Source organism: Pseudomonas sp. URIL14HWK12:I6, from assembly GCF_000514195.1.
Taxonomy (GTDB): Bacteria; Pseudomonadota; Gammaproteobacteria; order Pseudomonadales; family Pseudomonadaceae; genus Aquipseudomonas; species Aquipseudomonas putida_A.
In genome coordinates this window covers 72,907-98,654 of the sequence record NZ_AZVL01000009.1, presented here as the reverse complement: position 1 = coordinate 98,654, position 25,748 = coordinate 72,907, and the positions used below count along the sequence as shown (strand labels likewise).

The window sequence follows — 25,748 nt, the reverse complement described above, 5'->3', positions numbered from 1 at the left end:
CAGGCAGCATACGCCGGATCAGACCCGACTCAAATCACTCTGCATATCGCCCAAGACCTTCGCCTGATGTTCGCCGAACAGATGCGGGTAGCACTTTTTCAAGTGCTCGAAGAAGAACCGCTCCGGCACATCGACGAACTGACCATGATCGACCAGATACTCCATCAACAGCGCGCCGTCACGGTTGTATGGGTGGAAAACGCTGTCATTGATCCCGTCAAAGTCCAACGGTGCGACGTTGAACAGCTCACAAAGTTGCTGATTGAAGGCCGGCGTGGCCTTGACCCAGCGCTCGTTGAGGAACAATTCGGTGTAACCGTGCATGGCGAACACATCGCTGCGCAACAACTCCAGCAGACGCGGGGTCGACAGGTGATTCTTGACGTCGGCCAGACCGATGCGTGCGGGAATGCCGCAATGCCGTGCGCACCCGGCCAGCAATGTGGCCTTGGGCACGCAATAGCTTTCCCCGGTGGCCAGCGCATAGCTGCCGCACAGGGTTTGCGGGTCGAGGCTGAAGGTATACGGGTTGTAGCGCACCGCTTCACGCACGGCGTAATAGAGACTGATCGCCTGCGCGAGCGGGTCGCGGCTGGCACCACGCTGTTGTTCGGCGAACTCCACCACCGCCGGGTGGTCACTATCGATGAAGCGGCCGGGGCTCAGATACTCGCGCATGACGATGTTCTCCTGGGTGAGCCCCGAGTCTAGCGACAGCTCAAGCACAGAGATAACGACGTTTCGGCCAAACATGCACGCGAAGACGCGGGAGCGGCGAACGATTTCCCACGGGTGTTGCCCACCGAACCTACGAAAACCATCCGGGGTTTCCCACGAGTTCAATCACCATGTTCTGACCACCCCGTTTTACAGATGCCGTCTAAGCTCTGGAGGGTCGGTTTGCCTTGGTTCACGGAGGATTACATATGCTGTTGTTGTGGATACTGGTTCTGATCGTCGGTGTGGCGTATCTCGCCCACCGCCGCATCGCCCCCCTGCCCGCGTTGGGTATCGTCGCCGTATACCTGCTGGCGATGGGCATTTTCAGCCATGCCCCGGGCTGGTTGCTGCTGGTGTTGTGGGTCGTGCTTGCTGTGGTGGCCGCGCCGTTGTTGCTGCCTGACCTGCGCCGCAAACACTTCACCGCGCCGCTGTTCAACTGGTTCCAGAAAACCCTGCCGCCGATGTCGCAGACCGAACGCGACGCGATCGATGCCGGTACCGTGTGGTGGGACGGTGAGCTGTTCAGCGGGCGTCCGGACTGGGACAAGTTGCTGTCCTACCCGAAAGCGCAACTGAGCGAAGAGGAACAGGCCTTTATCGACGGCCCCACCGAAGAACTCTGCGCGATGGTCACTGACTGGCAGATCGGCCAGTCGATGGACCTGCCGCCAGAAGCCTGGAGCCACATCAAGGAACACGGCTTCTTCGCCCTGATCATTCCCAAGGAATTCGGCGGCAAGGGCTTTTCCGCCTACGCCCACTCGCAAGTAGCAATGAAACTCGCGACCCGCAGTGGCGACCTCGCCTCCACCGTGATGGTGCCCAACTCCCTCGGCCCGGCCGAACTGCTGCTGCACTACGGCACCGATGAGCAACGCAATCATTACCTGCCGCGGCTGGCCCGTGGCGACGACATTCCGTGCTTCGCCCTTACCGGCCCGCTGGCTGGCTCTGATGCTGGCGCCATGCCGGACACCGGGATCATCTGCAAAGGTGAATGGGAAGGCCAGGAAGTCATCGGTCTGCGCCTGAACTGGGAAAAGCGCTACATCACCCTCGGCCCGGTCGCGACCCTGCTCGGTCTGGCCTTCAAGGCTTATGACCCGGAGCATCTGCTGGGCGATAAGGAAGATCTCGGCATCAGTCTGGCGCTGATCCCCACCGATACACCGGGAGTGGAAATCGGCCGTCGTCACCTGCCACTGGGTGCCGCGTTCATGAACGGCCCGAACTCGGGCAAAGACGTGTTCATCCCGCTGGACTACCTCATCGGTGGCCCGGAAATGCTCGGCAAGGGCTGGATGATGCTGATGAACTGCCTGTCGGTCGGGCGTTCGATCTCGCTGCCGGCAGTCGGCACTGGCGCGGCCAAATTCACCAGTCTGGTGACCGGTCAATACGCGCAGATTCGTGAGCAGTTCAACGTCCCGTTGTCGGCCTTCGAAGGCATTCAGGAAGCCATGGCGCGCATCGGCGGCAACGCCTGGATGATGGACGCCGCGCGCATGCTCACCGCCAACGCGGTGGATCTGGGCGAGAAACCATCGGTACTGTCGGCGATCCTCAAGTATCACCTGACCGAACGCGGCCGCGAGTGCATCACCCACGCCATGGACGTGCACGGCGGCAAGGCGATCATCATGGGTCCGAACAACTACCTCGGACGCAGCTGGAACGGCGCACCGATCTTCATCACCGTGGAAGGCGCGAACATCCTCTCGCGCAACCTGATGATTTTCGGTCAGGGCGCCATTCGTTGCCATCCGTTCGTGCTCAAGGAAATGGCCCTCGCTGGCCGCGAAGACAAAGAACAGGCACTGAAAGAATTCGATGGCCTGCTGCTCAAGCACATCGGTTTTGCCGTCGGCAACGCCGCCAGCACCCTGGTGCTGAACCTGGGCTTCGGCCACTTCGAACATGCACCCGGGGACAGGATCAGTCAGGGCTACTTCCGTGCACTCAACCGTCAGGCAGCGGCTTTCGCCATGCTGGCGGACTTCAGCATGATGTTGCTGGGTGGCGAACTGAAGCGCCGGGAACGCCTGTCCGCACGTCTTGGCGATGTGTTGAGCAACCTGTATCTGGCCTCCGCTGCGCTCAAGCGTTATCACGACCTGGATTCGCCGGCGCATATGGAGCCGCTGTTCCGCTGGGCCATGGAAGAAAGCCTCGGCCAGTCGGAACGGGCGCTGGATGAGCTGCTGAGCAACTTCCCGAACAAAGTGTTTGGCTGCCTGCTGCGGGTGATCGTGTTCCCGTTCGGACGTCGCCATAAAGGCCCGTCGGACAAGCTCGGCGCCGAAGTGGCAGCGGTGATCGGTCGTGCCAAAGGCGATCCGACCCTCGAAGAACTGCTCGCCGGCTGCTATCGCCCGCAGTCCGCCGACGATGCCGTCGGTGCCCTGCAACACGCCAGCGATTTGCTGAATGCCGCCCAACCGCTGCACAAAAAACTGCACACCTCGCTCAAGAGTGGTCAGGTCAAACCGGTGGCTGGCGAACACGCCATCGACGCCGCACTGGAGGCCGGGGTGCTGCAACCGCAGGAAGCACAGACCCTGCGCGATGCCGAAGCAGCACGGCGCAAGGTGATCGACGTCGATGATTTCGACAAGGAAGAGCTGAAGCAGGCTGAGGGCAAAGTCCGCTGATGCCGACGACCGTGTAGCTGTTTATTTGTGAAAAACGGGCGCGAGAGCTTTATACTCCCGCGCCCGTTTTGCTCTTGAGGACTTATCTCGTGTCCAACGTCGTTGCCGATCATCTGGTTTTGCTCGACCACCTGCGCAGTATCCTGGTCGCCGTAGGTGAGGCCGAACAGGTTCCCGAAGAAAGCCATGCCTTGTTCCTGGAGCGCTTTGACGAACTGCTGGCGTCCCTGCCGATCGATCCGATCGAAAGCCAGTACCTGGGCCAGGACATCCTGACCCAAGTGATTACCCGTTATCCGCAAATTGCCCACCTGATTCCACGGGATCTGCTGTGGTTCTTCGCCGGCGACTGCCTGCACTACCTGTCCGATGAAGAAATCGACCTGTATCAGGCACTGGAAGAACGTCGCTACGAGGCCGAACAGAACGACGAACCGTTCGACTGGAATCAGGAAAAACAGTTGCTGGCGATGTCTGCTCAGGACAGCAAGCACTGATTTAATGGTTTGAAGATCAAAAGATCGCAGCCTTCGGCAGCTCCTACAGGGAATACATGTGATTCCTGTAGGAGCTGCCGCAGGCTGCGATCTTTTGCTTTTAAAGCAGCCCCTCGCTCTCCGGCAATTCATACGCAAGCGCCAGATTATTCGGCGCCCCCGCCTTGCCCGGCTTGCTCAACGTCGGCTCCTTCTCCAGGCACTCCACCAGATAATCGATGAATACCCGCAGCTTCGGCGGCAGGTAGCGCGTGGGCGAATGCAGCAACCACAGACCACCGTGGTAGGACGCGAGGAACGTCCACTCCGGCAGCACCTGCACGATCAACTTCTGCTCAAGCGCATAACGCGCGGTGAAATACGGCAAGCTGCCAATACCAATGTGCTGCAACACTGCCCCGAGCCGCACGCCGGTATGGTTGGCGGCATAGCGGCCACGCACGCCGACGGTCACCGCTTTGCTGCCCTTCTTGAATTTCCAGCGCGCATCGCTCGGGGTTTCCCCCAGATAGATGCAACTGTGATTGAGCAAGTCATGCGGGTGGGTCGGCGTGCCATGTTCGGCCAGATATTGCGGGGTGGCGCAGAGCAAATGGTCGATGGTCAGCAACTGCCGTCCGACCAGCCCGGCCGGCGGACGGTCAGTGATACGAATCGCCAGGTCGACATGATCGTCGATCAGATCAACCTGACGGTCTTCCAGCAGCAACTCGACATCGACCTTCGGATAACGCCGCAGAAACTCAGGCATGTGCGGATGAATCACGAAACGCCCGACCGCTTTCGGCACACTGACCCGCACCAGCCCTTCCGCCTCGTGGGTGAACTGCCCGCTGATCTCCATCACCGATTTGGCGGCGCTGACCATCTCCTGACAGCGCTTGAACACTTCCTCGCCACCGTCACTTAGGCGCAGTTTGCGCGTAGTGCGCTGCAGCAAACGCGTAGCCAGGGCCTTTTCCAGGCGGGAAATGCTGCGACTGATCGCCGACGGCGACGAGCCCAACTGGCGGGCCGCCTCGGAAAAACTGCCGGTCTCTACGACCTTGACGAAGATCGCCATTTCACCGAGCAGTGGCAGCGGAAGATTGATGCTCACAGCGCACAAGTCCTTTGATGTTTGAACGGATTATCACGTTATTGCACGATTCATATAATAAAAACAGACACTTTAATAAGGGCATGGAATATGACGCTTCGCCTCTTTTTCCATAGTGATGACCTCAAGGCTAATGTGGAAGTCCTCGACTGCACGCCCCACGAGAACGAATTTGCCGTGGTGCTGCGCGCCACGTTGTTTCATCCGCAAGGCGGTGGTCAGCCTTGTGACACCGGCATGATCGGCGAAAGCCAGGTGCTGCGCGTGGTGCAGGAACCTGACCGGATCGTGCATTACGTCGATCGTCCGGTAAAACCCGGCATGACCTGTATTCATGTGGATGAACAACGTCGCCGCTACAACACCCGCATGCATTCGGCCGGGCACCTGATCGGGCATTTCGTGCAGGCCATGGGCTGGACGCCGATCAAGGCGCACCACTGGCCGGACGAGGGCCGAGTGCAATTCAAGCCGGGCGATGCCGCTCAGGAAGTCGACGCGCCAACCGTTCAGCACGGTATCCGTCAGTGGATCGAACACGATCTGCCGCGCCTGACCTCACTGCGCGAAGGCGCGCGGGAAATCGGTTTTGGCGAGCTGCCGGCCTATGGCTGCGGTGGCACCCATGTACGCAGCCTGAAGGATTTGGGCACAGTCACGATCGCCTCGCTTTCGCAGAAGAAAGGCACGTTATCCGTCCACTACAGCGTGGATTAAGCTTCTCGGGCGCTGCTCCGCGCAGCGTCCGACGCCGGGGGAACCGCACTCGCCGGTTCCGTTGACTATCGATAGATGGACCTAAAAACAATGATGCTAGACGTCGAGCGTCTCGATGAGACGTGCATAAAAAAACTGGCCAACGAAGAAGTCCTCGCCATCCGCGTCAAAGGCTTCTTGCCCGAGCCGCTGGCGATCGAGATTGGCGACAAGATTCTTGCACCGGGCTTCGAGGGTTACATCAACGCGCCGAGCATCGGCCGGATCGGCATGGCGTTTTACGAGGCGGAAAACCAGCCGCTGCTGATCGAGGACTACTTCGAACGCGCCACCCGCAACATCGCCGAATTGCGCGAGCGCTGTGCGCCCTACTCTTCGCCGGTCGACACCCTGCGCTGCATGCTCGACGAGTCGTGGCCGGCCGGCGCGCATCTGGAAAACCTCTATGGCCGCAAGATGTATGTCGGCCTGTCGCGGGTGGTCAAACCCGGCGTGTGCTTCCTTGCCCACCACGACATATTCGCCAAGGACGCCCCGGACAGCTTTCAGGCCCGCAGCCTGGAGGCGCAATTCGCTTGTAACGTCTACCTGAACATGCCGACCGAGGGCGGCGCGTTGCAAATATGGGACGACGACATCACCCCGGATCAGTTCGACCAGATGCGTGGCGACAGTTACGGCATCGACCCGGCGCTGCTCGGCCCACCGACCCTGGAAGTGCGGCCGGAGCCCGGCGATTTCATCATGTTCAATTCGCGCTGCATGCACTCGGTGACCCCGGGCGTGGCGGATCCGCGTCTGAGCCTTTCGTTCTTTGTCGGCTATCGCGGCAATGCTTCACCCCTGACCTTCTGGAGCTGAGATGTTATCGAACTACCTGGGCGAGTTTCTGGCGCTGGCCACCATTCACTTTCTGGCCGTGGTCGCTCCCGGCCCGGACTTTGCCGTGACCATTCGCCAAAGCGTGCGCTTCGGCCGACTGGTGGGCATCTGCACCGCACTGGGCATCGGCGCCGGCATTTCCGTTCACGTTATCTACACCTTGCTCGGCGTTGGCGCCCTGATGCACACCACGCCGTGGTTGCTGACGGTGGCCAAGGTGATCGGTGGCGCATACATCTTTTACCTCGGCATCAGCCTGATCCGCAGTAAACCGAAGACCACGCTCGAAGGCGAAAAAAGCGCTGACGAACCGCTGGTCGAGCAGTCGCTGTTCAAGGCGTTCAGCACCGGTTTTCTGACCAATGCCACCAACCCCAAGGCCACGCTGTTCTTCCTGGCGATCTTCACCACGATCATCAGCGCCAGCACCCCGCTGAATATTCAGGCGCTGTACGGGGTGTGGATGTGCTTCGTCAATGCGCTGTGGTTCGTGATCGTCGCGCTGTTTTTCTCCAGCAGCCGGGTACGCACCCTGTTCATGCGCATGGGCCATTGGTTCGAGCGCAGCATGGGCGTGATCCTGATTCTGTTCGCCGGCAGGCTGGTGCTGTCGATGTAAAAACGACACCCAAAGACAAGGCCCGGTCAGTTGCACACTGCTCGGGCCTTTTTCGTTTGTGCGCCGCTTTTGCATTTCTGTGCGACGGATCCCACTTCAGGGGCTCCCCTTCAACACCTTCGCGGTGTTAGTTTGGAAAAGATTTGTTTCAACTTTCAGACACTTCCCTCTCAACTGCCTGCAAAGGAATGCCCACCGCAATGAATTTTTCTCTCAAGCGCCTGGCCGCTACCAGCCTGATCCTGGCCAGCTTTTCTGCGTTCACCCTGCCCGCGCAGGCCAACATCACTCCGCAACAGAGCGCAGCCATTCTCAAGAGTTTCGATGAGGCGAGCCTCACCGACTTCCGCCAGTTTCTGGGTGCCGTAGGCAAGAGCGACCTGGGTAAAACCGACAACCTCGGCCCGGCGATCAACGCCTTTCTCGACAACAAGACCCCGAGCGCGGAACAGCAGAACGAGATCTACCGCCTGCTGGGCATTTACACCCGCGCCAAGTACGGCAAAGCCGCCCTGGAAACCCTGCGCGAACTGGTGGAAATCCCGACCTTCCAGAAAGAAGGCGTGGCCCAGCACGACAATCCGGAGTTCATCAAGATCGCCGAAAAGATCAAGAACCTGGCCGAATCGTTCAACCTGAAGTTCCGCAACGTCGACAACCGCGTCTATGAAATCTCCCTCGACGGCAGCGGCGACGAAGTCGTGGGCATTCACGCGCATGCCGACGTGGTGCCGGTCACCCCGGAAAACTGGGTGCTGAAGGACGGCACCAAACTCGACCCGTTCAAAGTCACGCTGATCGGCGACCGCATGTACGGTCGCGGCACCGAGGACGACAAGAACGGCATCGTCGTCGCGATGTACGCGATGAAAGTGATCAAGGAAGAAAAGCTGCCGCTGGCACGCAACTTCAAACTGCTGGTGGACACCACCGAAGAAACCACCGGCGACGCGATCCCGTATTACTTCGAACACAACCCGACGCCGAACTACAACATGGCGCTGGACGGTGGCTACCCGGTGGTCATCGCCGAGAAAGGCTACGGCACGGTCATGGCCAGTTTCCCGCTGCGCAAGGCTGAAGGCAGCGGCGCAGAAATCATATCGATGACCGGCGGCCTGGCAACCAACCAGATTCCATCGGTTTCGGTGGCGACACTCGTCACCGACAAGCCTGAGCAACTGGCTGCGAGTCTGCAGAAAGCCGGCAGCGAATACGCGAAAAAACACGGTGGTGACTTCGAAGTCGCGGCCAAGGTTGACGGCAAAGACGTCAAGCTGAGTGTCACCGGTGTGTCCGCGCACTCCTCCGAACCCGAGTCCGGCGTCAACCCGGTCGCGCGAATGCTCGACTTCATCAACAGCCTCGACGGCAAGGTGGCGCTCAAGCACAACCAGATCACCGACGCTGCACGCTATGCGTCCACCAACTGGGGCCTGGATTATCTGGGTAAAAAACTCGGCGTGGGCTTCTCCGATTCGTTCATGGGTCCGCTGACGACCTCGCTGACCTACGTCGGCGTGGACGACAAAGCCTTCAAACTGGCAGTCAACCTGCGCGTGCCAAAGGGTAAATCGCCAGAAGTGCTGAAGAAGCAAATCGCTGACAAACTGGCGGCCTGGAGCAAGAAATCCCACGTTGCCGTGGACTTCACTTACTCGATCGCCGAACCGATGTACCGCAATCCGGAAGGCGAATGGGTCAAGGCACTGCTGGCGGTGGCCACTGAAAACCTCGGCATGAAGCACGAGTTCGGCACGTCTGCCGGCGCGACCTCAGTGCATGAACTGCCGAACGGCGTGCAATTCGGCCTGGCCCGGCCTGAAGTCAAATACACCGGGCATACCGATGGCGAGTTCAAGACGGTTGACCAGTTCCTGCTCGACCTGCAGATCGTCACTGAGATGATGGGCCGTGTCGGCCAGCTACCGAAGCTCTGATAAGGCACTGGCCCGTGATTCAGCGGGCCTGAGTGAAAACAAAAAAGGACCCGAAGGTCCTTTTTTGTTGCGTACAAAACGCTGCACAAACAAAAACGCCGATCATCACTGATCGGCGTTTTTGTGAAATTGGAGCGGGAAACGAGACTCGAACTCGCGACCCCGACCTTGGCAAGGTCGTGCTCTACCAACTGAGCTATTCCCGCAATGGCGTCCCCTAGGGGACTCGAACCCCTGTTACCGCCGTGAAAGGGCGGTGTCCTAGGCCACTAGACGAAGGGGACAGGCTACAACTTTCACTAATAAAAACGCCGCTCACTGAGCGGCGCTTTTAGAATTTGGAGCGGGAAACGAGACTCGAACTCGCGACCCCGACCTTGGCAAGGTCGTGCTCTACCAACTGAGCTATTCCCGCAAATGGCGTCCCCTAGGGGACTCGAACCCCTGTTACCGCCGTGAAAGGGCGGTGTCCTAGGCCACTAGACGAAGGGGACACGCTACCCGGAACACATGGTGTGTGTTTCGGTGTCCAGACCCGCATCCGAAGACTTGGTTCTGGTTTCACTCAGCCCCGCCCGAAAGCAGTGCTGTTTAAAATTGGAGCGGGAAACGAGACTCGAACTCGCGACCCCGACCTTGGCAAGGTCGTGCTCTACCAACTGAGCTATTCCCGCATTGGCGTCCCCTAGGGGACTCGAACCCCTGTTACCGCCGTGAAAGGGCGGTGTCCTAGGCCACTAGACGAAGGGGACACGCTACAACATTCACTCCCTGCCGCGTTTCGCTGTGTGCTTTACGCTGCAAGTGGCGCGCATTCTATGGATGGTTTGAGAGGTCGTCAACCCCCGAATATAAATTTATTTAAATCAATGACTTCGACCTGCTTTACGGGAGCATTCGGGCTTTTCCGTCGCCCGACGATTGACGCCTATATTCCGCCACCCGCCAAGGCGTTATAGTCCGCAACACAATGATGGCAATCTGCGCACCTTGCGCCAGCATTCATATAAGCAGTGGGCAGCCGATATAGACAGAAGCTGCTGAATCAACTCGTCGAGCGGCGCTGGGCGCCTGAATGTCCAGCCACTACACTCGCATGCGAACCCTATAAAGAGGTCTTACCGGTGACACCACTCATGATCACCCTGCTAGTCATAGCCGGGATCGCAATTCTGATCGCCATTGGCTACATGAACCATGTGGTGGAAAACAACAAACTGGAGAAGGCCCGCACCAAAGTCGAACTCAACGACCGCCTGCGCCGCTGCGGCGAGCTGACCGAAACCTTCCCCGGCCAGTTCATGACCCCGGCACTCAAGCTGCTGCTGACCCGTCTGGAGCTGAACGTCTGCCAGCGCCTGCTGAACCTGGAAAAAACCAGCGCCACGACCAAGGCACGGATCACCGAACTCAGCGCACTGGTGGCCCAAGGCGAATCGATCCCGGTCAACAACCCGCCGGCACCGATCCTGACCGAAGCCAAAGCCAAGGACGTCCGCTTCCTGCTCGAAGCCTTGCACGGCCAGATCACCCGCGCCGCCCATGACGGCTTCCTGCCACCGAACGAAGCCAAACACTGGATCAAGGAAGTCCGCCACATCCTGGTCCTGCTGCACATCGAATTCTTCAACAACCTCGGCCAACAATCCCTGCAACAAAACCAACCCGGCCAGGCCCGCCTCGCCTTCGAACGCGGCGTGCAATACCTGCGCAAACAGCAAGACCCGCAGATGTACTCGGAACAACTGCAATACCTGGAAAAACTCCTGGCCCGCGCCAATGCCCAGGTCATGGACAAGATTGCCCCGGTTGAAGGCGAAGTGAACCAGTTGACCGAAGGCCTCAAAGAAGTCGAAGCCGATGCGGACTGGAAGAAGAAAGTGATTTACGACTGATGGTCGAGAGTTAAGAGAAGCCACCGAGAGGTGGCTTTTTTGTGGGGGGTGGGCTGACTGCCATTGCGAACATTCAGTTAGAGATTGGTTGGCAGTAAGGCCGCCTTCGCGAGCAAGCCCGCTCCCACAGTGGGCATGAGTTTATTCAGTTGGAGATTGGTCGGCTGTCAGGCCGCCATCGCTGGCAAGCCAGCTCCCACAGTTGGAATGGGGGCGCTCAGTTGGAGACTGGTCGGCTGTCAGGCCGCCATCGCTGGCAAGCCAGCTCCCACAGTGGGATAGGGTGAGTGAGTTAGAAAACTGGTCGGCTGTCAGGCCGCCTTCGCGAGCAGGCTCACACCTACAGAAGAGCGAGATAGTGCACCGCCTCGCTCTTCACCACTCAAATGGCCGAGTGTCAGCTCGCCGAAAGCTCTTGATCTTGCCGTGCCGGCCCCTTCGGCAGGCTGAGTGGAGGGGTTCATCCGGGGGTGGGAGCGCAGCGACCGTTTGGCGCAGCCAAACACATCGAGAGGAGGTGCAGCGAAGCAAACCGGAGGCGATGCCCCCGGATGAATCCCGGAGCGAAGGAACCCGAGCCTAAGCGAGGGCCGAACGCTGGGGCCAAGCGTTTTGGTTACTTTTGGGCGTCTGCAAAAGTGACTCGCTGTAAGAGCGAAACCGCCAGCCGCAGCCCCCGAAGCAACGGATATTCACCCCCCCCCCCAGAACCTGGTCGGCCCAGAGGCCGCCAAGTCAAAGCCGAAAATGCCCAACCATCCCCTTGAGCTCCCCTCCCAACCGCGCCAGCTCAACACTCGAAACCGCATTCCCCCGCATCGCCATCGAAGACTGATCCGCACTCGCACGAATACTCGTCACACTGCGATTGATCTCCTCAGCCACCGAGCTCTGCTCCTCCGCCGCCGCCGCAATCTGCTGATTCATCTGCTGAATCAACGAAACCGCCGCCGCAATACTGCCCAGCGCACTCTCGGTCTGCAGCGCATCACTGACCGCCAGCTTCACCAAGTCACCACTGCTCTGAATCTGCTGCACCGACGAATGCGCCGCCGAACGCAACGCACTGACCAGACGCTCGATCTCCTCGGTGGATTGTTGTGTACGCCGCGCCAACGCGCGAACCTCATCAGCCACCACCGCAAAGCCCCTGCCCTGTTCCCCGGCCCGCGCCGCCTCGATCGCGGCGTTGAGCGCCAGCAGATTGGTCTGCTCGGCAACGCTCTTGATCACATCCAGCACCGTACCGATGTTCTGGATCTGCGCACTGAGGCTTTCGATGCTCGAACTGGCTGATGTCGCCGAATCCGCCAGTTGCTCGATCCGCACCATGCTCTGGCGCACCACCTGCTGCCCGCTCTCGACCTTGGCATCCGCCGTTTGTGCGGCCAGCGCGGCCTCCTCGGCGTTACGTGCCACATCATGCACGGTGGCGGTCATCTGGTTCATGGCCGTGGCCACTTGCTCGGTCTCTTCCTTCTGGCTGTTGACCTCAAGGTTGGTCTGCTCGGTTACCGCCGACAGCGATTGCGCGGAACTGGCCAACTGCTCGATGCCCGCCTGCAAACCGCTGACGATCGTGCTCAGCCCAGTGCCCATCTGCTGCATTGCCAGCATCAGTTGCCCGATCTCATCACGCCGGGTGACCTCCACCCTCGCACTCAAATCCCCCGCCGCAATCTGTTGCGCCACCCGCATCACACTGCGCAACGGCGCGACAATCAACCGGGTGATGACCCACGCGGCAATCAGCCCGACCAGCAATGCCAGCGCCGAAGAACCGATGATCAACACCGAGTTTTTCTTCAATTCCGCCTGCATCGCGCCGTCCTCGGCGCCATACGCCTGATCCACGCGCTCCATCACCTGCGCCGCACGCTGGTGCAACTGTTCGTAGACGGTTTTTTCCTGGGCCAGCAGGCCGGTGTACTCGGCCAGTTTGTCGTTGAATCCGGCGATGTGCCCGGACACTTCATTGAGTACCGTCAGATAGCCCTCATCCTTGACCGTGGTCTTCAACTGCTCGGCCTGAGCCTGCGCCTGGGCGGCCTGCTCGATATTGCCCTTGCCGGCACTCTCGGCATCGCCCTTGCGGCTCTGATCCAGACGAACCCGCGCCTCGTTCATCGCCTGCAACATCAGCCGCGACACCTGGCTGACCTGGCTGGCCTGTTCGATGAACTGTGCGCCGTCCTTGCCCTCGCTGTCCTTCAAGGTATACGCGCCATCATCGGCCAGCCCGGCTTGCAGCACGTCCAGGTTGTTGGCCACGCTGGACACCGACCAACTGGCCATTTCCAGCGCCAGATCCTTGGCCTGGGTCAGCGAGACAAACTCATCGAAAGCCTTGCGATAAGCGCCCAGTGCCTGTTCGACATCGCTCATCACCGCCACGTTGGCCGGGGACTGCGCCTTGAGTTGCGCGGCCTGGGCCAGCAAACCGTCTACGCCTTCGTGCAAGGCATCGACGGTTTTCGGATTGCTGTGCAGCGCATAGTCCTGCTCCAGCAGCCGCACCTTGAGCAGTGCACTGTTGAGCGACGACATCTGCTTCAGCCCATCGAAGCGCTGACTGATGGTCTGCAGGGACCAGACACCAATGGCAGCCACCAGCGCAGTCAACAGCAGCACCAGCACGAACCCGATACCCAGTTTCTTCGCCATACCGAGGTTGGCAAAACGTCCTTGCACGGCGGAAATCATTGCGCGAAGCCCCCTGCCAAAGTCTGTTACCGAAGATTCGCAACGGCCATGGAGCAGCACAAGTCTCTGGCGACGGAATAATGGCAAAAAGCTACGCACGCGTCGTTTTCAGAACGCTTGAGGTCGATTCACACCGGTACTGCGAAAAAACTGCCGGGCCCTCGGATCACAGGCATAGGCCACGTTGATCCGCTGCCACTCACTGGGTTCGCCACTCGGACTGAAGGCCCCCGGGTCGCAAAGGCTGACACCATTGCACTGCGCCTGACTGTGCAAGCGGCCAGTATCGCCCAGAGGGGCACGGGCCCAGATGAACAGGCCGCCACACGGCTTACCGAAGACCTCCCAGTCGGCGTCTTCCAGCGCCTGCAACGCGGCGACCCGATCGGTATTCAACCGTTGACGCTGGCGCTGGACCATTTTGCGATAGGCGCCATTGGCCAGAAGACTGGTCAGCACTGCCTCATTGAAACTCGAAGCGCCCATGCTACTGATCATCTTGATTCGCCCCAGCCGCGCTATCAGCGCTGGCTCGGCGTACACAAACCCGACGCGCAGCGAGCTGCTCAGTGTCTTGGAAAAGCTGCCGACATAGATCACTCGCTCATCGAGTGCCGCCAGGCGTGTGCCATTGCCATTGTGCAGGTCGGCGTAGACATCGTCCTCGATCACTCGCACATCGTGAGCGTTACACAACCGCAGGATCTGTTGGGCAACGCCAAGTGTCAGGCAAGAGCCGGTGGGATTGTGGTGGTGACTGTTGATGAACATCGCGACCGGCCGGAACTGCCGCAACAGTGCTTCCAGCGCCTGGGGATCCGGCCCGCTCGGCGTGCGGCGCACTTCCAGCAACTGCACGCCGTACAGGCGCAACAGCTCGAACAGCGGCGCATAGCCCGGGGTTTCGACGACAACGCAGTCACCGGCCTTCAACAATGTGCGCGCGAGCAGATCAAGCGCCTGGCTCGCACCGGAGGTCGTCAGCACCTGTTCATCCAGAGCCTCGACGCCGATCAGCCTGAGGCGTTTGACGATCTGCTCGCGTAACGCCGGCAGCCCCAGCGGGCTGCTGTAATTGAACAGACTCGCCATGTCGGTACGGGCCACCTGACGGATCGCATAACTCAGGTCGTCGGATTCACGCCAGCTCTGCGGCAAGCCTCCCTCGCCGAGTTTCAACCCGCTGTGTGCCTGCCCGCAGTCAATCCCGATCACCCCACGGCCCTGCGCGGCCACCATGAACCCGGCGCCCTGACGCGGGGCCAGAACGCCTTGCGCCACCAGCCGTTCGCAGGCCTCGGCCACACACGACTGACTCAGCAGATTGGAGCGCGCAATCTGCCTGACGGAGGGCAAACGCGTGCTCGGCGCCACACCGCTTCGCGAGATCCACTCAGTCATGCCATCAACAATCTGCTGTACGACCGGCACCATTGCCTGTCGGTCAATTCTCAATTCCATGAGCACGCAAACTCCTGTCCATTTTGCTGGCGGCAGTAAATCACAGCCGCGTCGCTCAGGCTGTGCGACAACGCCGTCAAAAGCAGCCGTTCTAACCGTTTGATACACATTGTTTAGCGGTTTAACGGAACTGGCGCCCAGCAACAGGAAAACCCGCACTGAGGCGGGTTCCAGAGTCTTGCCACTCGGCGTCAGAAAGCCGTGACGCCGCCATCCACGGCCAGGGAATGACCGGTGGTAAACGCCGCGCCATCGCTGCACAGATACAGCACGGCGCTGGCGATTTCCTCGACCTTGCCGATGCGCCCCACTGGGTGCATCGCGTTGGCGAATTCGCCTTTCTTCGGGTCAGCCTCGTAAGCGCGACGGAACATGTCGGTATCGATCACCGCCGGGCACACGGCGTTGACGCGGATTTTCTTCTTCGCGTATTCGATCGCCGCCGACTTGGTCAGGCCGATCACCGCGTGTTTCGACGCTGCATAAATGCTCATCTTCGGCGCCGCGCCAAGGCCCGCCACCGACGCGGTGTTGACGATCGCCCCGCCGCCCTGAGCGAGCAACAACGGCAACTGATACTTCATGCACAACCACACACCTTTGACGTTGACGCCCATGATCGCGTCGAACTCGTCCATCGAGCCGTCGGCCAGTTTGCCCTGCTCGATTTCGATCCCGGCATTGTTGAAGGCGTAGTCCAGGCGACCGTAGGTATTGATCACCTCGTCCATCAGATTTTTCACTTCGCTTTCGACGGTAACGTTGCAGCGTACGAAGGTCGCTTCGCCGCCGGCTGTACGAATCAGCGCCACGGTGCCTTCGCCCCCTGCCGTGTCCAGGTCGGCCACCACAACTTTCAAACCTTCGGCGGCGAACGCCTGGGCGGTCGCCCGGCCGATACCGTTGGCCGCTCCAGTGACTACGACCACTTGGCCGGAAAACGTCATGCTCATTGTTATGTCCTCGAAGGGAGAGATGCAGGAGGGATATGCAGACTCGCAGCATAGTCACCGGGGCCCGTCCCGAGTCAGCACTATCAGAAGGCTGTTTATGCCTTCATCCGTCGCAGTGATAAAAGCCTGTGGGCCACTATCACTGCACTGGATCATTGCGCATTCGCCACATCAGCCGACCTTGCAGCATTGGCCTCGAGGGTCTATCAACAAGGCTTCATTCAGTTCGAGTGCCTGCCATGACCAGTCAGACCAATCGCCAGTTCCTCCTCGCCAAACGCCCGGTGGGGGCTGCAACCCGTGAGACCTTCACCTACCAGGAAGTCCCGGTCGGCGAACCGGGCGCTGGTCAGATACTGGTGAAAAACCAATACCTGTCCCTCGACCCGGCCATGCGCGGCTGGATGAACGAGGGCAAGTCCTATATCCCGCCGGTAGAAATCGGTGAAGTCATGCGCGCCTTGGGCGTGGGCCAGGTCATCGCTTCGAACAACCCGGGCTTTGCCGTCGGCGACTACGTCAACGGCGCCCTCGGCGTGCAGGATTATTTCCTTGGCGAGCCCAGAGGTTTCTACAAGGTCGATCCGAAACTGGCGCCGCTGCCGGTGTATCTGTCCGCCCTTGGCATGACCGGCATGACCGCCTACTTCGCCCTGCTCGACGTCGGCGCACCGAAGGCCGGCGACACCGTGGTGTTGTCCGGAGCTGCCGGGGCAGTGGGCAGCATTGCCGGACAGATCGCCAAGATCAAAGGCTGCCGGGTCGTCGGCATCGCCGGTGGTGCCGACAAGTGCAAATACCTGATCGATGAACTGGGCTTCGACGGCGCTATCGATTACAAGCACGAAGACGTGCTGGCCGGACTCAAGCGTGAGTGCCCGAAAGGCGTTGATGTGTATTTCGATAACGTCGGCGGCGAGATCCTCGACGCTGTGCTCAGCCGTCTGGCGCCGAAAGCCCGGGTGGTGATCTGCGGCGCCATCAGCCAGTACAACAACAAGGAAGCGGTCAAAGGCCCGGCCAACTATCTGTCGCTGCTGGTAAACCGTGCGCGCATGGAAGGCTTTGTGGTGATGGACTATGCCGCGCAGTACGCCGGTGCCGCGCAGGAAATGGCCGGCTGGATGGCCAAGGGGCAGCTCAAGAGCAAGGAAGACATCGTTGAAGGTCTGGAGACCTTTCCGGAGACGCTGATGAAATTGTTCAGCGGGGAGAATTTCGGCAAGTTGGTGCTGAAAATCTAAGACCAATCAGAAACCAATGTGGGAGCGAGCCTGCTCGCGAAAGCGGTGGATCAGTCGGCAAGGAATTCGACTGACACGCCCTATTCGCGAGCAGGCTCGCTCCCACATTTGGATCTTCGGTGTTGCTTAGGCGATTTCGGCCACGACCGACGCCAGTGCCTTGGCCGGATCCGCCGCCTGACTGATCGGACGGCCGATCACCAGGTAATCGGAACCGGCATCCAGCGCCTGACGCGGGGTCAGGATACGGCGCTGGTCATCTTGCGCACTGCCCGCCGGGCGAATCCCCGGGGTCACCAGTTGCAGCGACGGGTGCGCCGACTTCAGTGCGGTGGCTTCCAGCGCCGAGCACACCAGACCGTCCATCCCGGCCTTCTCGGCCAGCGCAGCCAGACGCAGCACTTGCTCCTGCGGTTCGATATCCAGACCGATACCGGCCAGATCCTCGCGCTCCATGCTCGTCAGCACGGTCACACCGATCAGCAACGGCTGCGGGCCGCTGCGCTTGGAAAGCTCTTCACGGCAAGCGGCCATCATGCGCAGGCCACCGGAGCAATGCACATTGACCATCCACACGCCCATCTCGGCAGCGGCTTTCACGGCCATCGCGGTGGTGTTGGGAATGTCGTGGAATTTCAGGTCGAGGAACACCTCGAAGCCTTTGTCACGCAAGGTGCCGACGATTTCCGCGGCGCAACTGGTGAACAGTTCCTTGCCCACTTTGACCCGGCACAGTTTCGGGTCCAACTGGTCGGCCAGCTTCAGTGCGGCGTCACGGGTGGGGAAATCCAGGGCGACGATGATAGGAGTCTGGCAGGCGGACATGGATGGGCTCTCAGGCAAGTCGAAATCGGCGCGCATTGTAGCGGAAGCGGCGCCAGCGCGGCACCCGATGATCGGTAAATCGTCGCCGCAAACGTGATCAGCATAGCGCTCGCGGGTATTGTGTCGAATCCGATACACAACCGACACGCCGCCAACAAGCGCCCGCGCTAGCCTCGCCAGCCGCAACACGTCCTTACATCAGCACTTCCCGCCTCACGGCAGGACGCCTATGCTGAAACCACCACCTCGCAGCCCATCTTTGTGGTTGGCGGCCTACTGGCAGATGAACAGCCCCATGCACAACACCCAGACCACCGTGACTGATGAGCAGAAAGACGACAAGCGCTGGAGCATCCGTGCGCTGATCGTCGATGACGATGTGCCGATCCGCGAGCTGATGATCGACTACCTCGCGCGTTTCAACATCCACGCCAGCGGCGTCACCGACGGCGCGGCCATGCGCCAGGCCATGCTGGCGGAACATTTCGACGTGGTGGTGCTCGACCTGATGCTGCCCGGCGAAGACGGCCTGTCGCTGTGCCGCTGGCTGCGCGCCGAATCGGACATCCCGATCCTGATGCTCACCGCCCGCTGCGAACCCACCGACCGCATCATCGGCCTGGAACTGGGCGCCGACGACTACATGGCCAAACCGTTCGAACCACGGGAACTGGTGGCGCGGATTCAGACTATCCTGCGCCGTGTGCGCGATGACCGCACGGAACAGCGCGCCAACATCCGCTTCGACAACTGGCGCCTGAACAGTGTGCTGCGGCAGTTGATCGCCGACGATGGCCTGGTAGTGCCGCTGTCCAACGCCGAATTCCGCCTGCTCTGGGTCTTCATCGAACGCCCGCGCCGCGTACTCAGCCGCGAACAACTGCTGGATGCCGCCCGTGGCCGCTCGATCGAGGCGTTCGACCGCAGCATCGATTTGCTGGTGTCGCGCCTGCGGCAAAAACTCGGCGACGACCCGAAAGCCCCGCAGTTGATCAAAACCGTGCGCGGTGAAGGTTACCTGTTCGACGCGCGAGACATCGGCTGATGCGAGCGCGCTTCGACACGCTGTTCGGCCGCCTGTTTGGCATGCTGTTCGTGGCGATCGTCCTCGCGCACCTGCTGGCCTTTGCCTGGTTTCATCACTATGGGCCACCCCCACCGCCGCCCCCGCCGGAGTTTGCCGAGGGCGTCGACGGCCAACGGCCACCGCCGGATCCACGTTTCGCCCATCGCCCGCCGCGCCCCTGGTTCGGCGGGCCGTTGGTGCCGCTGACCTTCCAGTTCATCTCGCTGATGATCGCTGCGTGGTACGGCGCCAAACTGCTCAGCCGGCCGATCCAGCGCCTGAGCGATGCCGCCGAACGCCTCAGCGAAAACCTCGACAGCCCGCCGCTGGACGAGTCCGGCCCGCGTGAGGCACGACAGGCGGCGCACACCTTCAACCTGATGCAACAACGCATTCGTGAACAGGTGCAGCAGCGAGCACGCATGCTCGGCGCCGTCTCCCACGACCTGCGCACTCCGCTGTCGCGGTTGAAGCTGCGCCTGGAACAGATCGACGACGAAAAACTGCAAGGTCAGATGCGCCAGGACCTCAACGACATGATCGGTATGCTCGACGCTACCCTCACCTACCTGCACGAACAGCGCACCAGCGAAGCGCTGCAGTTGATGGACGTGCAGGCGCTGGTCGAATCGTTGTGCGAGAACGCTCAGGATCAGGGCGCCGACGTTGACGTCAGCGGCCATTGCGCACCGCTGCAGGTGCAGCCGATGGCGCTGCGCTCGTGCATCAACAACCTGATGGACAACGCCCTGCGCTACGCCGGACAGGCACGCATCGAACTGCAGGATCAACGCGAGCAACTGCTGATCCGCGTGATCGACCACGGCCCGGGCATTGCCGAAGACAAACGCGAGGCGGTGTTCGAACCGTTCTTTCGCCTGGAAGGCTCGCGCAACCGCAACTCCGGCGGCGTAGGCCTGGGCATGACCATCGCCCGCGAGGCAGCGCAGCGTTTGGGTGGACAATTGAATCTGGAAGAAACCCCGGGCGGCGGCCTGACCGCAATCATCCGCCTGCCGCGCACTTAAGAAACACACCTATCCACCGTGGGAGCGGGCTTGCTCGCGAAAGCGGTGTGTCAGTCGACTTCTGTGTTGAATGATTGGCCGCCTTCGCGAGCAAGCCCGCTCCCACAGAGGATTTTTGGTATTCCCGCCACTGTGTACCACTCGGTACAAAGCCAAAACACCCAGGACATCTTGCCCCTTGAGTCTGCACAAGCCGGTACACCCACCGGTTTTACAGTCCAAGGAGTGAGCCCATGATCGGTAGCGTCAGCAACTACACGAGCTATACCAGCACCAGCAGCACCACCCAGAACGCCCGCAGCCAGCAATTGCAAAAGGAACTGTTCGCCAAACTCGACAGCAACGGCGACGGCGCGGTGGATCAGGACGAACTGAAAAGTGCTCTGTCGCAAAAATCCGACGATGGCCTGCTGGTCAACCTGAGCAAGCAATTCGGCGATCTGGACAGCGACGCCAGCGGCAGCCTCAGCGCCGAAGAAATGACCGCGATGGCGCCTCCGCCGCCACCTCAGGATCAAGCACCGAACACCGACCTCGCCGACGCCCTGATCAGCGCCCTCGACGCCGATGGCGACGGCGCCATCAGCAGCGACGAACTGCGCAACGGCCTCACCAGCGCCGGCAGCAGCGCCGACAGCAACCAAATATTCTCGGCCCTGGACAAGAACAAGGACGGCACCGTCAGCCAGGACGAACTCACCGCCAGCCTCACCCCGCCTCCACCTCCGCCGCCTCAGATTTCCAGTGATGAATTGTTCAGCCAACTGGATGCCGATGGTGACGGCAGCATCAGCGCGACCGAACTGAGCAGCGCGCTACAAACCAGTGACAACACCTCAACGAACAGCACCGACACCAGCGCCGCGCTGCTCAAGGTACTCGACAGCGACAGCAGTGGCGGCGTGAGCAGCGATGAACTGAAAGCGGCGCTACAGGCAGGTCGGGAACACCCGCCCGAAGATCAGACCACCAGTACCCAGACCACCAGCGAAGCGCTGAACCGGATGATTGCCAACTTGAGCAAACAGTACTCACTCGACAATGCCGCGCCGGTGGGCAAATACCTGAATGTGGCGACCTGACCCGATGTCATGATGGATGATCGTTTCCATGCAGCGGTGTGGGAACGGTCATTTGGGTGTGGCCGTGAGAGGCTGGTTGCCTGATATGCCTCTTCGCGAGCAGGCTCACTCCTACAATTGGATGGAGTGCATTCAGTTGGAGATTGTTCGGCTATAAGGCCGCCTTCGCGAGCAAGCCCGCTCCCACAGTTGGATTGGGGGTGGTCAGTTGGAAATTGGTCGGCTGTCAGGCCGCCATCGCCAACAGGCTGGCTCCCACAATTTTTAACTGTATGCACCGCACGCGGCGAAGCCGCCCCACTCAATGGCCGAGTGTCAGCTCGCCGAAAGCTCTTGATCTTGATCCACAGGCCCCGTCGGCAGGCTGAGTGGAGGGATTTATCCGGGGGTGGGAGCGCAGCGACCGTTCGACGAAGTCGAACACATCGAGAGGAGGTGCAGCGAAGCAAACCGGAGGCGATGCCCCCCGGATGAATCCCGTAGCGAAGGAACCCGAGCCACGGCGAGGGCCGAACGTTGGGGCAAGACTTTTTGGTTACTTTTGAGGCGTTTGTCAAAAGTGACTCGCCGTAAGGGCGAAACCGCCAGCCGCAACACCCGAAGCACCGGATATGCCCACAACCCCAAAAAAGCCGCGACGCCTAGACCCGAGCCTGACTCTTACTCCAATCCGTCAACAAACTATAAGCCACCGCCAACAACGTAGGCCCGATAAACAACCCGATAAACCCAAACGCAATCAACCCGCCAAACACCCCAAGCAACACAATCACCAACGGCAGATTCCCCCCGCGGCTGATCAGATAAGGCTTCAACACGTTATCCACGCCACTGATGATGAACGTCCCCCAGATCCCGAGAAACACCGCCATCCCGTATTCACCTTTCCAGGCCAGCCAGGCCGTGGCCGGAATCCACACCAACGGTGGCCCCATCGGAATCAGACTCAACAGAAAGGTCACGATCCCCAGCACCAGCGCCCCCGGAACCCCGGCAATCAGGAACCCGACCAACGCCAGAACCGCCTGCGCCGCCGCCGTACCGATCACCCCGTTGACCACCCGCTGCACGGTGCCGGCCACCAGCTCGATGTAATACCCGGCTCGCTCGCCGATCAGGCGCTGCAGCAGACCGTGCACAAACGCCGCCAAGCGCGGCCCGTCGCGATAGAAAAAGAACACAAAGACAATGCTCAGGGTCAGCTCGAGAATCCCGCCGCCGATCTGCGCACTGCGCGCCAGCAACCAGTTACCGACCTGCCCCAGATACGGTTTGATCGACACCATCAGCGCTGCGCCCTGCTGATCAATGCTGTTCCAGATCCCCACCAGCCGCTCGCCCACCAATGGCACGCTGCCGAGCCAGACCGGCGCCTCCGGCAGACCATCGACCTGCACATCCTTGATGAACGCCGTGGCATCGCGCACGTGATCGGCCAGGTTGAACCCGAGCCACACCAGCGGCGCCGCCACCAGCAACATCCAGCCCAGGGTCAAAATGGCCGCGGCGAGTGATTCGCGGCCATTGAGCCAGCGGGTCAGCAGACGCATCAGCGGCCAACTGGCGAACGCCAGCACCGCGCCCCAGAACAGCGCCGACCAGAACGGCGCCATCACCCACAGGCTGGCACCGAACAGCACCAGCAGGAGGATTTGCACCAACAGCCGATCGTTATTGAGCATGTACAGTCTCGAAGAAGTCAGTCGGTCAAAGAGTAGGCGAACACGCCGCGCGTGCACGCCCGATGCAGCTTACCGCAACAGATCGATGCGCAGGCCAGAGCCGTCGGCGCTCCCCGCCTCCATCCGTGCCGCCCGCACCCCCTGACCGATCAGCGCCTGACGCCAGGCCTCAGCCTTGGGTCCGGCAATCGTCACGCGTTGGGTGGTATCGAGGTTCAAGCCACGGGAAATCAGTCGTAACCAGGTGTCATCCGGATCGCCGGTCAGCTTGGGAAAGTCCAGTTCACCGGTACTTTTGAGCTGTCGCAACAGCGTGGCCGAGGTCGGCAGCAACACGCCCAGCGGCGCGCCCGCTTCGAACTGTTCGACATGCAGATAGGCTTTGCGATTGCCGCGGGTGATGCTGTAGAGCGCCACCAGGGTGTTGTCCTTCGGTGCGGCCAGACGCAACAGCAGATAGGCCTGTTGCTCGTCGGCGCCGTACAGCTTGGCGTTACCGAACACTTCATTGGCCCACAGGCTGCTTTCGCCACAATCGCGGGCCTGGCACCAGAACAGCAACTCGGCGTCCTGTTTTTGCAGGGCTTCGCGGGCGGCGGTGAAGGCTTCGGTGGCGGAATGCTCAGGCGGCAACTCGTAGGTGACCGAAGTGGTCTGGCCGCGCGCCGTGACCTGGCCGTCAAAGCGCAACTGGCCGCTGATCTTGCGGATCGAGCCCAGCGGATAGATCCGCTCAAGCTCCACAGGAGGGCGATAGTCGACGATCTGCGCATCGGCCAGACGCGGCACGATCTGCAAATCCTGGCTGCCGGGCACGTCGGCGGCGAACGAAACGGAACTGAAACAGCACAGCGCCAACAGACTGAGTGACCGCATAGTCAGGCTCATCGGATCGGCATGGCTTGGCGGGTCGGGGGCGCAGCGGTATAGAAATCCATCGTGTTTGTCTCCCATTTCAACCCGCCCAGCCTCGACAGTTGCCCGGTGCAAGTCAAGGAATGGCGAAGAAGCGATTGAAACAGTCTGCGACAAGGTCGGCACCGGACTCATCGTTCAGGTGCAAATGATGCCCGCCCGCCAGCTGTTCCTGGCTAAAGGGTAGCCGCTCCAGCAACTCCGGATGTTTGGCCAGCATGCCGTCGGCGGCCACCACCAGTTGCGCCGGGCAGGTGATGCGCTGGACGAAAGCCATCGCCTGCTCTTGAGTCAGGCGCAGCGGTGACGGCAGGGTCAGGCGATTGTCGGTGCGCCAGGTATAACCGCCGGGCACCGGCATCAGGCCGCGCTGCGCCAGCAGTTCGGCGGCTTCGCGGCTGACCGCCACCAGCCCCTTCATCCGCGCTTCGATGGCACGATCAAGGGTGTTGTAGACCGGCTTGCGCTTCTCGCGCAAATCCAGTTGCGCCTGCAGGGCCATGCCCATGCGCTCGGCAGCATTTTCGCCTTTGTCCGTAGGAGGAATCACCCCGTCGATCAACGCCAGGTGGCTGATGCGCTCCGGCAACGAACCGGCCAGCACCAGCGAAACGATCGCGCCCATCGAATGCCCGAGCAGGCCGAAGCGCTTCCAGCCCAATTGCTCGGCGACCTGCAACACGTCGTGCGCATAGTCCCACAACGCATAACCGGCGCCGTTGGGCCGATGCCCGGAATGCCCATGCCCGGCCATGTCCAGCGCGATGATGCGCAGGCCTTTGAGCTTGGGCGCCAGGCGCGCAAAGCTGTTGGCGTTGTCGAGCCAGCCATGCAGGGCAATCACCGGCAGACCGTCCTCGGGGCCGAACAAGTGCGCGGCCAGTTCGATATGCGGCAGGCTCAAGCGCACTTCTTCGAAGGTCGGGCTCATGCGCAGTCCTTCTGTTGGCGGCGCTCCCAGCGCGTAAACAGCTCTTTGAGCAGGCGCGCCGTGTCTTGCGGACGTTCCAGCGGAAACATGTGCCCGCCCGGCATGCTCAGTGCTTCACCCTGCGGCAGGCGCCCGACGAATCGGCTGTGATGACGCATGACCACCCGACTCTTGTGCCCACGCACCACCGCCAGCGGCACTTTCAGCTGACGAGTGCGACCGGGACTGGTGTGCGGCACGCCGCGATAGATGCTGATTTCAGTGGCCGGATCAAAGCGCAGACGCAGCTTGTCGCCAACCGTATGCAGCCCGTGCTGCAGGTAGGCATCGAAGCATTCCGGATCGAAACCGCGAAACAGGGTCTTGCCGGCAAAATAGCTGCGCGCCGTGTCGAGATCGGCGAACTCTTCGCGCCGCCCCAACGTACGTCCGGCCGGGGTCAGTTTGTCGATAAAACCGAAGCGCTTGGCCGCGCGGATCACCCACTGGTCTGTGCGAGTCAGCACCGGCGAGTCGAGCATGACCACGCCGCGATACAGCTCAGGGCAACGCAACGCCGCGTGCAGGTGCAACACACCGCCAAACGAATGGCCGACGCCCCACACCGGCTGATCCTGTTGCTGCAGATGGTGGATCAGTTCGTCGACCAGGTTGTACCAGTTGTCGTCCGCCGGGAAACGCGGGTCATGGGCATGCTGTTCCAGATGCGCGACCCGATACTCGGGCGCCAGCGCCGCGAACAACTTGCCATAGGTGCCCGAGGGAAACCCGTTGGCGTGGGCGAAAAAGATCGGTTGCGACATGCAGGTTTATCCATGAGCGGAAACATGCCGCT

Annotated in this window: 21 protein-coding genes and 6 tRNA genes; 11 read left to right on the top strand and 16 right to left on the bottom strand. The window is 60.9% G+C overall.

The window, feature by feature from the left end; all coding sequences use genetic code 11:
- Positions 1-18: 18 nt before the first annotated feature.
- On the bottom strand, positions 19-678 hold the full coding sequence (locus tag H043_RS0113730; RefSeq protein ID WP_027612333.1) for a transglutaminase family protein: 660 nt from the start codon (positions 676-678) through the stop codon (positions 19-21).
- Between the two features lie 248 nt (positions 679-926).
- Between H043_RS0113730 and H043_RS0113725 the strand changes: the two genes are divergently transcribed.
- Together H043_RS0113725 and H043_RS0113720 are read left to right on the top strand one after the other, a co-directional pair.
- Positions 927-3,374 (top strand): acyl-CoA dehydrogenase, encoded by a 2,448-nt coding sequence (locus H043_RS0113725; protein WP_027612332.1) that lies wholly within the window; start codon positions 927-929, stop codon positions 3,372-3,374.
- Positions 3,375-3,463: 89 nt separating this feature from the next.
- On the top strand, positions 3,464-3,871 hold the full coding sequence (locus tag H043_RS0113720; protein ID WP_007967565.1) for a PA2817 family protein: 408 nt from the start codon (positions 3,464-3,466) through the stop codon (positions 3,869-3,871).
- Positions 3,872-3,971: 100 nt separating this feature from the next.
- On the opposite strand, the gene H043_RS0113715 is transcribed toward H043_RS0113720, so the two are convergent.
- A complete protein-coding gene (locus H043_RS0113715) occupies positions 3,972-4,970 on the bottom strand; it encodes a LysR family transcriptional regulator (RefSeq protein WP_027612331.1) in 999 nt (332 codons plus the stop codon).
- Positions 4,971-5,060: 90 nt separating this feature from the next.
- Here H043_RS0113715 and H043_RS0113710 point away from each other — a divergent pair, with 90 nt between their 5' ends.
- From H043_RS0113710 to H043_RS0113695, 4 genes are all read left to right on the top strand, one after another.
- On the top strand, positions 5,061-5,687 hold the full coding sequence (locus H043_RS0113710; RefSeq protein ID WP_027612330.1) for a serine-tRNA(Ala) deacylase AlaX: 627 nt from the start codon (positions 5,061-5,063) through the stop codon (positions 5,685-5,687).
- Between the two features lie 90 nt (positions 5,688-5,777).
- The gene (locus H043_RS0113705) at positions 5,778-6,548 is read left to right on the top strand and encodes a 2OG-Fe(II) oxygenase (protein WP_027612329.1); all 771 of its coding nucleotides are present in this window, start codon (positions 5,778-5,780) and stop codon (positions 6,546-6,548) included.
- Position 6,549: 1 nt separating this feature from the next.
- On the top strand, positions 6,550-7,188 hold the full coding sequence (locus tag H043_RS0113700) for a LysE family translocator (protein WP_027612328.1): 639 nt from the start codon (positions 6,550-6,552) through the stop codon (positions 7,186-7,188).
- Positions 7,189-7,388: 200 nt separating this feature from the next.
- A complete protein-coding gene (locus H043_RS0113695; RefSeq protein WP_027612327.1) occupies positions 7,389-9,128 on the top strand; it encodes a dipeptidase in 1,740 nt (579 codons plus the stop codon).
- 130 nt (positions 9,129-9,258) lie between these two features.
- On the opposite strand, the gene H043_RS0113690 is transcribed toward H043_RS0113695, so the two are convergent.
- The 6 genes from H043_RS0113690 to H043_RS0113665 form a co-directional block, all read right to left on the bottom strand.
- Positions 9,259-9,334, bottom strand: a tRNA-Gly gene (locus H043_RS0113690).
- A gap of 2 nt (positions 9,335-9,336) precedes the next feature.
- Positions 9,337-9,412, bottom strand: a tRNA-Glu gene (locus tag H043_RS0113685).
- A 55-nt stretch (positions 9,413-9,467) separates the two neighbouring features.
- A tRNA-Gly gene (locus tag H043_RS0113680) sits at positions 9,468-9,543 on the bottom strand.
- 3 nt (positions 9,544-9,546) lie between these two features.
- Positions 9,547-9,622, bottom strand: a tRNA-Glu gene (locus tag H043_RS0113675).
- Between the two features lie 104 nt (positions 9,623-9,726).
- A tRNA-Gly gene (locus H043_RS0113670) sits at positions 9,727-9,802 on the bottom strand.
- Positions 9,803-9,804: 2 nt separating this feature from the next.
- Positions 9,805-9,880 (bottom strand) — tRNA-Glu (locus H043_RS0113665).
- A 384-nt stretch (positions 9,881-10,264) separates the two neighbouring features.
- Between H043_RS0113665 and H043_RS0113660 the strand changes: the two genes are divergently transcribed.
- Complete coding sequence (locus tag H043_RS0113660) at positions 10,265-11,023, top strand: hypothetical protein (RefSeq protein WP_171061878.1); 759 nt, start codon at positions 10,265-10,267, stop codon at positions 11,021-11,023.
- 735 nt (positions 11,024-11,758) lie between these two features.
- On the opposite strand, the gene H043_RS0113655 is transcribed toward H043_RS0113660, so the two are convergent.
- The 3 genes from H043_RS0113655 to H043_RS0113645 all read right to left on the bottom strand — a co-directional run bounded on the left by H043_RS0113655 (position 11,759) and on the right by H043_RS0113645 (position 16,140).
- A complete protein-coding gene (locus H043_RS0113655) occupies positions 11,759-13,726 on the bottom strand; it encodes a methyl-accepting chemotaxis protein (RefSeq protein WP_027612325.1) in 1,968 nt (655 codons plus the stop codon).
- Between the two features lie 108 nt (positions 13,727-13,834).
- The gene (locus H043_RS0113650) at positions 13,835-15,187 is read right to left on the bottom strand and encodes a PLP-dependent aminotransferase family protein (RefSeq protein ID WP_027612324.1); all 1,353 of its coding nucleotides are present in this window, start codon (positions 15,185-15,187) and stop codon (positions 13,835-13,837) included.
- A gap of 191 nt (positions 15,188-15,378) precedes the next feature.
- On the bottom strand, positions 15,379-16,140 hold the full coding sequence (locus H043_RS0113645; RefSeq protein WP_027612323.1) for an SDR family oxidoreductase: 762 nt from the start codon (positions 16,138-16,140) through the stop codon (positions 15,379-15,381).
- 239 nt (positions 16,141-16,379) lie between these two features.
- On the opposite strand from H043_RS0113645, the gene H043_RS0113640 reads away from it, so the two are divergent.
- The gene (locus H043_RS0113640; RefSeq protein WP_027612322.1) at positions 16,380-17,384 is read left to right on the top strand and encodes an NADP-dependent oxidoreductase; all 1,005 of its coding nucleotides are present in this window, start codon (positions 16,380-16,382) and stop codon (positions 17,382-17,384) included.
- A gap of 126 nt (positions 17,385-17,510) precedes the next feature.
- Here H043_RS0113640 and pyrF read toward each other — a convergent pair whose 3' ends face one another.
- Positions 17,511-18,209: an orotidine-5'-phosphate decarboxylase gene (pyrF, locus tag H043_RS0113635; RefSeq protein WP_007968913.1), complete on the bottom strand. Its 699-nt coding sequence runs from the start codon at positions 18,207-18,209 to the stop codon at positions 17,511-17,513.
- 295 nt (positions 18,210-18,504) lie between these two features.
- Between pyrF and H043_RS0113630 the strand changes: the two genes are divergently transcribed.
- From H043_RS0113630 to xopAW, 3 genes are all read left to right on the top strand, one after another.
- Positions 18,505-19,254: a response regulator gene (locus H043_RS0113630; protein WP_027612321.1), complete on the top strand. Its 750-nt coding sequence runs from the start codon at positions 18,505-18,507 to the stop codon at positions 19,252-19,254.
- Positions 19,254-20,303, top strand: coding sequence for a HAMP domain-containing sensor histidine kinase (locus H043_RS0113625; protein ID WP_027612320.1), 1,050 nt, complete (start codon positions 19,254-19,256; stop codon positions 20,301-20,303). The genes H043_RS0113630 and H043_RS0113625 overlap by 1 nt, the downstream gene beginning before the upstream one ends.
- Positions 20,304-20,536: 233 nt before the next feature.
- Positions 20,537-21,385, top strand: coding sequence for an EF-hand domain-containing protein (xopAW, locus tag H043_RS0113620; RefSeq protein ID WP_027612319.1), 849 nt, complete (start codon positions 20,537-20,539; stop codon positions 21,383-21,385).
- 641 nt (positions 21,386-22,026) lie between these two features.
- Here xopAW and H043_RS0113615 read toward each other — a convergent pair.
- From H043_RS0113615 to H043_RS0113600, 4 genes are all read right to left on the bottom strand, one after another.
- Positions 22,027-23,067 (bottom strand): AI-2E family transporter, encoded by a 1,041-nt coding sequence (locus H043_RS0113615; protein WP_027612318.1) that lies wholly within the window; start codon positions 23,065-23,067, stop codon positions 22,027-22,029.
- A 69-nt stretch (positions 23,068-23,136) separates the two neighbouring features.
- Positions 23,137-23,943: a DUF4892 domain-containing protein gene (locus tag H043_RS0113610; protein WP_027612317.1), complete on the bottom strand. Its 807-nt coding sequence runs from the start codon at positions 23,941-23,943 to the stop codon at positions 23,137-23,139.
- A gap of 115 nt (positions 23,944-24,058) precedes the next feature.
- Positions 24,059-24,913: an alpha/beta hydrolase gene (locus H043_RS0113605; protein ID WP_027612316.1), complete on the bottom strand. Its 855-nt coding sequence runs from the start codon at positions 24,911-24,913 to the stop codon at positions 24,059-24,061.
- Positions 24,910-25,716 carry an alpha/beta fold hydrolase gene (locus H043_RS0113600; RefSeq protein WP_027612315.1) on the bottom strand — a complete coding sequence of 269 codons (807 nt, stop codon included), beginning with the start codon at positions 25,714-25,716 and terminating at the stop codon, positions 24,910-24,912. Before H043_RS0113600 ends, H043_RS0113605 begins: the two co-directional genes overlap by 4 nt.
- Positions 25,717-25,748: the final 32 nt, after the last annotated feature.

Excerpts from the sequence above, each read along its gene's own strand:
- H043_RS0113640 (WP_027612322.1), top strand. The coding sequence starts at position 16,380 with ATGACCAGTCAGACCAATCGCCAGTTCCTCCTCGCCAAACGCCCGGTG.
- H043_RS0113710 (WP_027612330.1), top strand. The coding sequence starts at position 5,061 with ATGACGCTTCGCCTCTTTTTCCATAGTGATGACCTCAAGGCTAATGTG.
- H043_RS0113730 (WP_027612333.1), bottom strand. The coding sequence starts at position 678 with ATGCGCGAGTATCTGAGCCCCGGCCGCTTCATCGATAGTGACCACCCG.
- H043_RS0113600 (WP_027612315.1), bottom strand. The coding sequence starts at position 25,716 with ATGTCGCAACCGATCTTTTTCGCCCACGCCAACGGGTTTCCCTCGGGC.
- H043_RS0113655 (WP_027612325.1), bottom strand. The coding sequence starts at position 13,726 with ATGATTTCCGCCGTGCAAGGACGTTTTGCCAACCTCGGTATGGCGAAG.
- H043_RS0113660 (WP_171061878.1), top strand. The coding sequence starts at position 10,265 with ATGATCACCCTGCTAGTCATAGCCGGGATCGCAATTCTGATCGCCATT.
- H043_RS0113630 (WP_027612321.1), top strand. The coding sequence starts at position 18,505 with ATGCACAACACCCAGACCACCGTGACTGATGAGCAGAAAGACGACAAG.
- xopAW (WP_027612319.1), top strand. The coding sequence starts at position 20,537 with ATGATCGGTAGCGTCAGCAACTACACGAGCTATACCAGCACCAGCAGC.
- H043_RS0113605 (WP_027612316.1), bottom strand. The coding sequence starts at position 24,913 with ATGAGCCCGACCTTCGAAGAAGTGCGCTTGAGCCTGCCGCATATCGAA.
- pyrF (WP_007968913.1), bottom strand. The coding sequence starts at position 18,209 with ATGTCCGCCTGCCAGACTCCTATCATCGTCGCCCTGGATTTCCCCACC.
- H043_RS0113645 (WP_027612323.1), bottom strand. The coding sequence starts at position 16,140 with ATGAGCATGACGTTTTCCGGCCAAGTGGTCGTAGTCACTGGAGCGGCC.
- H043_RS0113610 (WP_027612317.1), bottom strand. The coding sequence starts at position 23,943 with ATGCGGTCACTCAGTCTGTTGGCGCTGTGCTGTTTCAGTTCCGTTTCG.
- H043_RS0113650 (WP_027612324.1), bottom strand. The coding sequence starts at position 15,187 with ATGGAATTGAGAATTGACCGACAGGCAATGGTGCCGGTCGTACAGCAG.
- H043_RS0113615 (WP_027612318.1), bottom strand. The coding sequence starts at position 23,067 with ATGCTCAATAACGATCGGCTGTTGGTGCAAATCCTCCTGCTGGTGCTG.
- H043_RS0113625 (WP_027612320.1), top strand. The coding sequence starts at position 19,254 with ATGCGAGCGCGCTTCGACACGCTGTTCGGCCGCCTGTTTGGCATGCTG.
- H043_RS0113695 (WP_027612327.1), top strand. The coding sequence starts at position 7,389 with ATGAATTTTTCTCTCAAGCGCCTGGCCGCTACCAGCCTGATCCTGGCC.
- H043_RS0113705 (WP_027612329.1), top strand. The coding sequence starts at position 5,778 with ATGATGCTAGACGTCGAGCGTCTCGATGAGACGTGCATAAAAAAACTG.
- H043_RS0113700 (WP_027612328.1), top strand. The coding sequence starts at position 6,550 with ATGTTATCGAACTACCTGGGCGAGTTTCTGGCGCTGGCCACCATTCAC.
- H043_RS0113725 (WP_027612332.1), top strand. The coding sequence starts at position 927 with ATGCTGTTGTTGTGGATACTGGTTCTGATCGTCGGTGTGGCGTATCTC.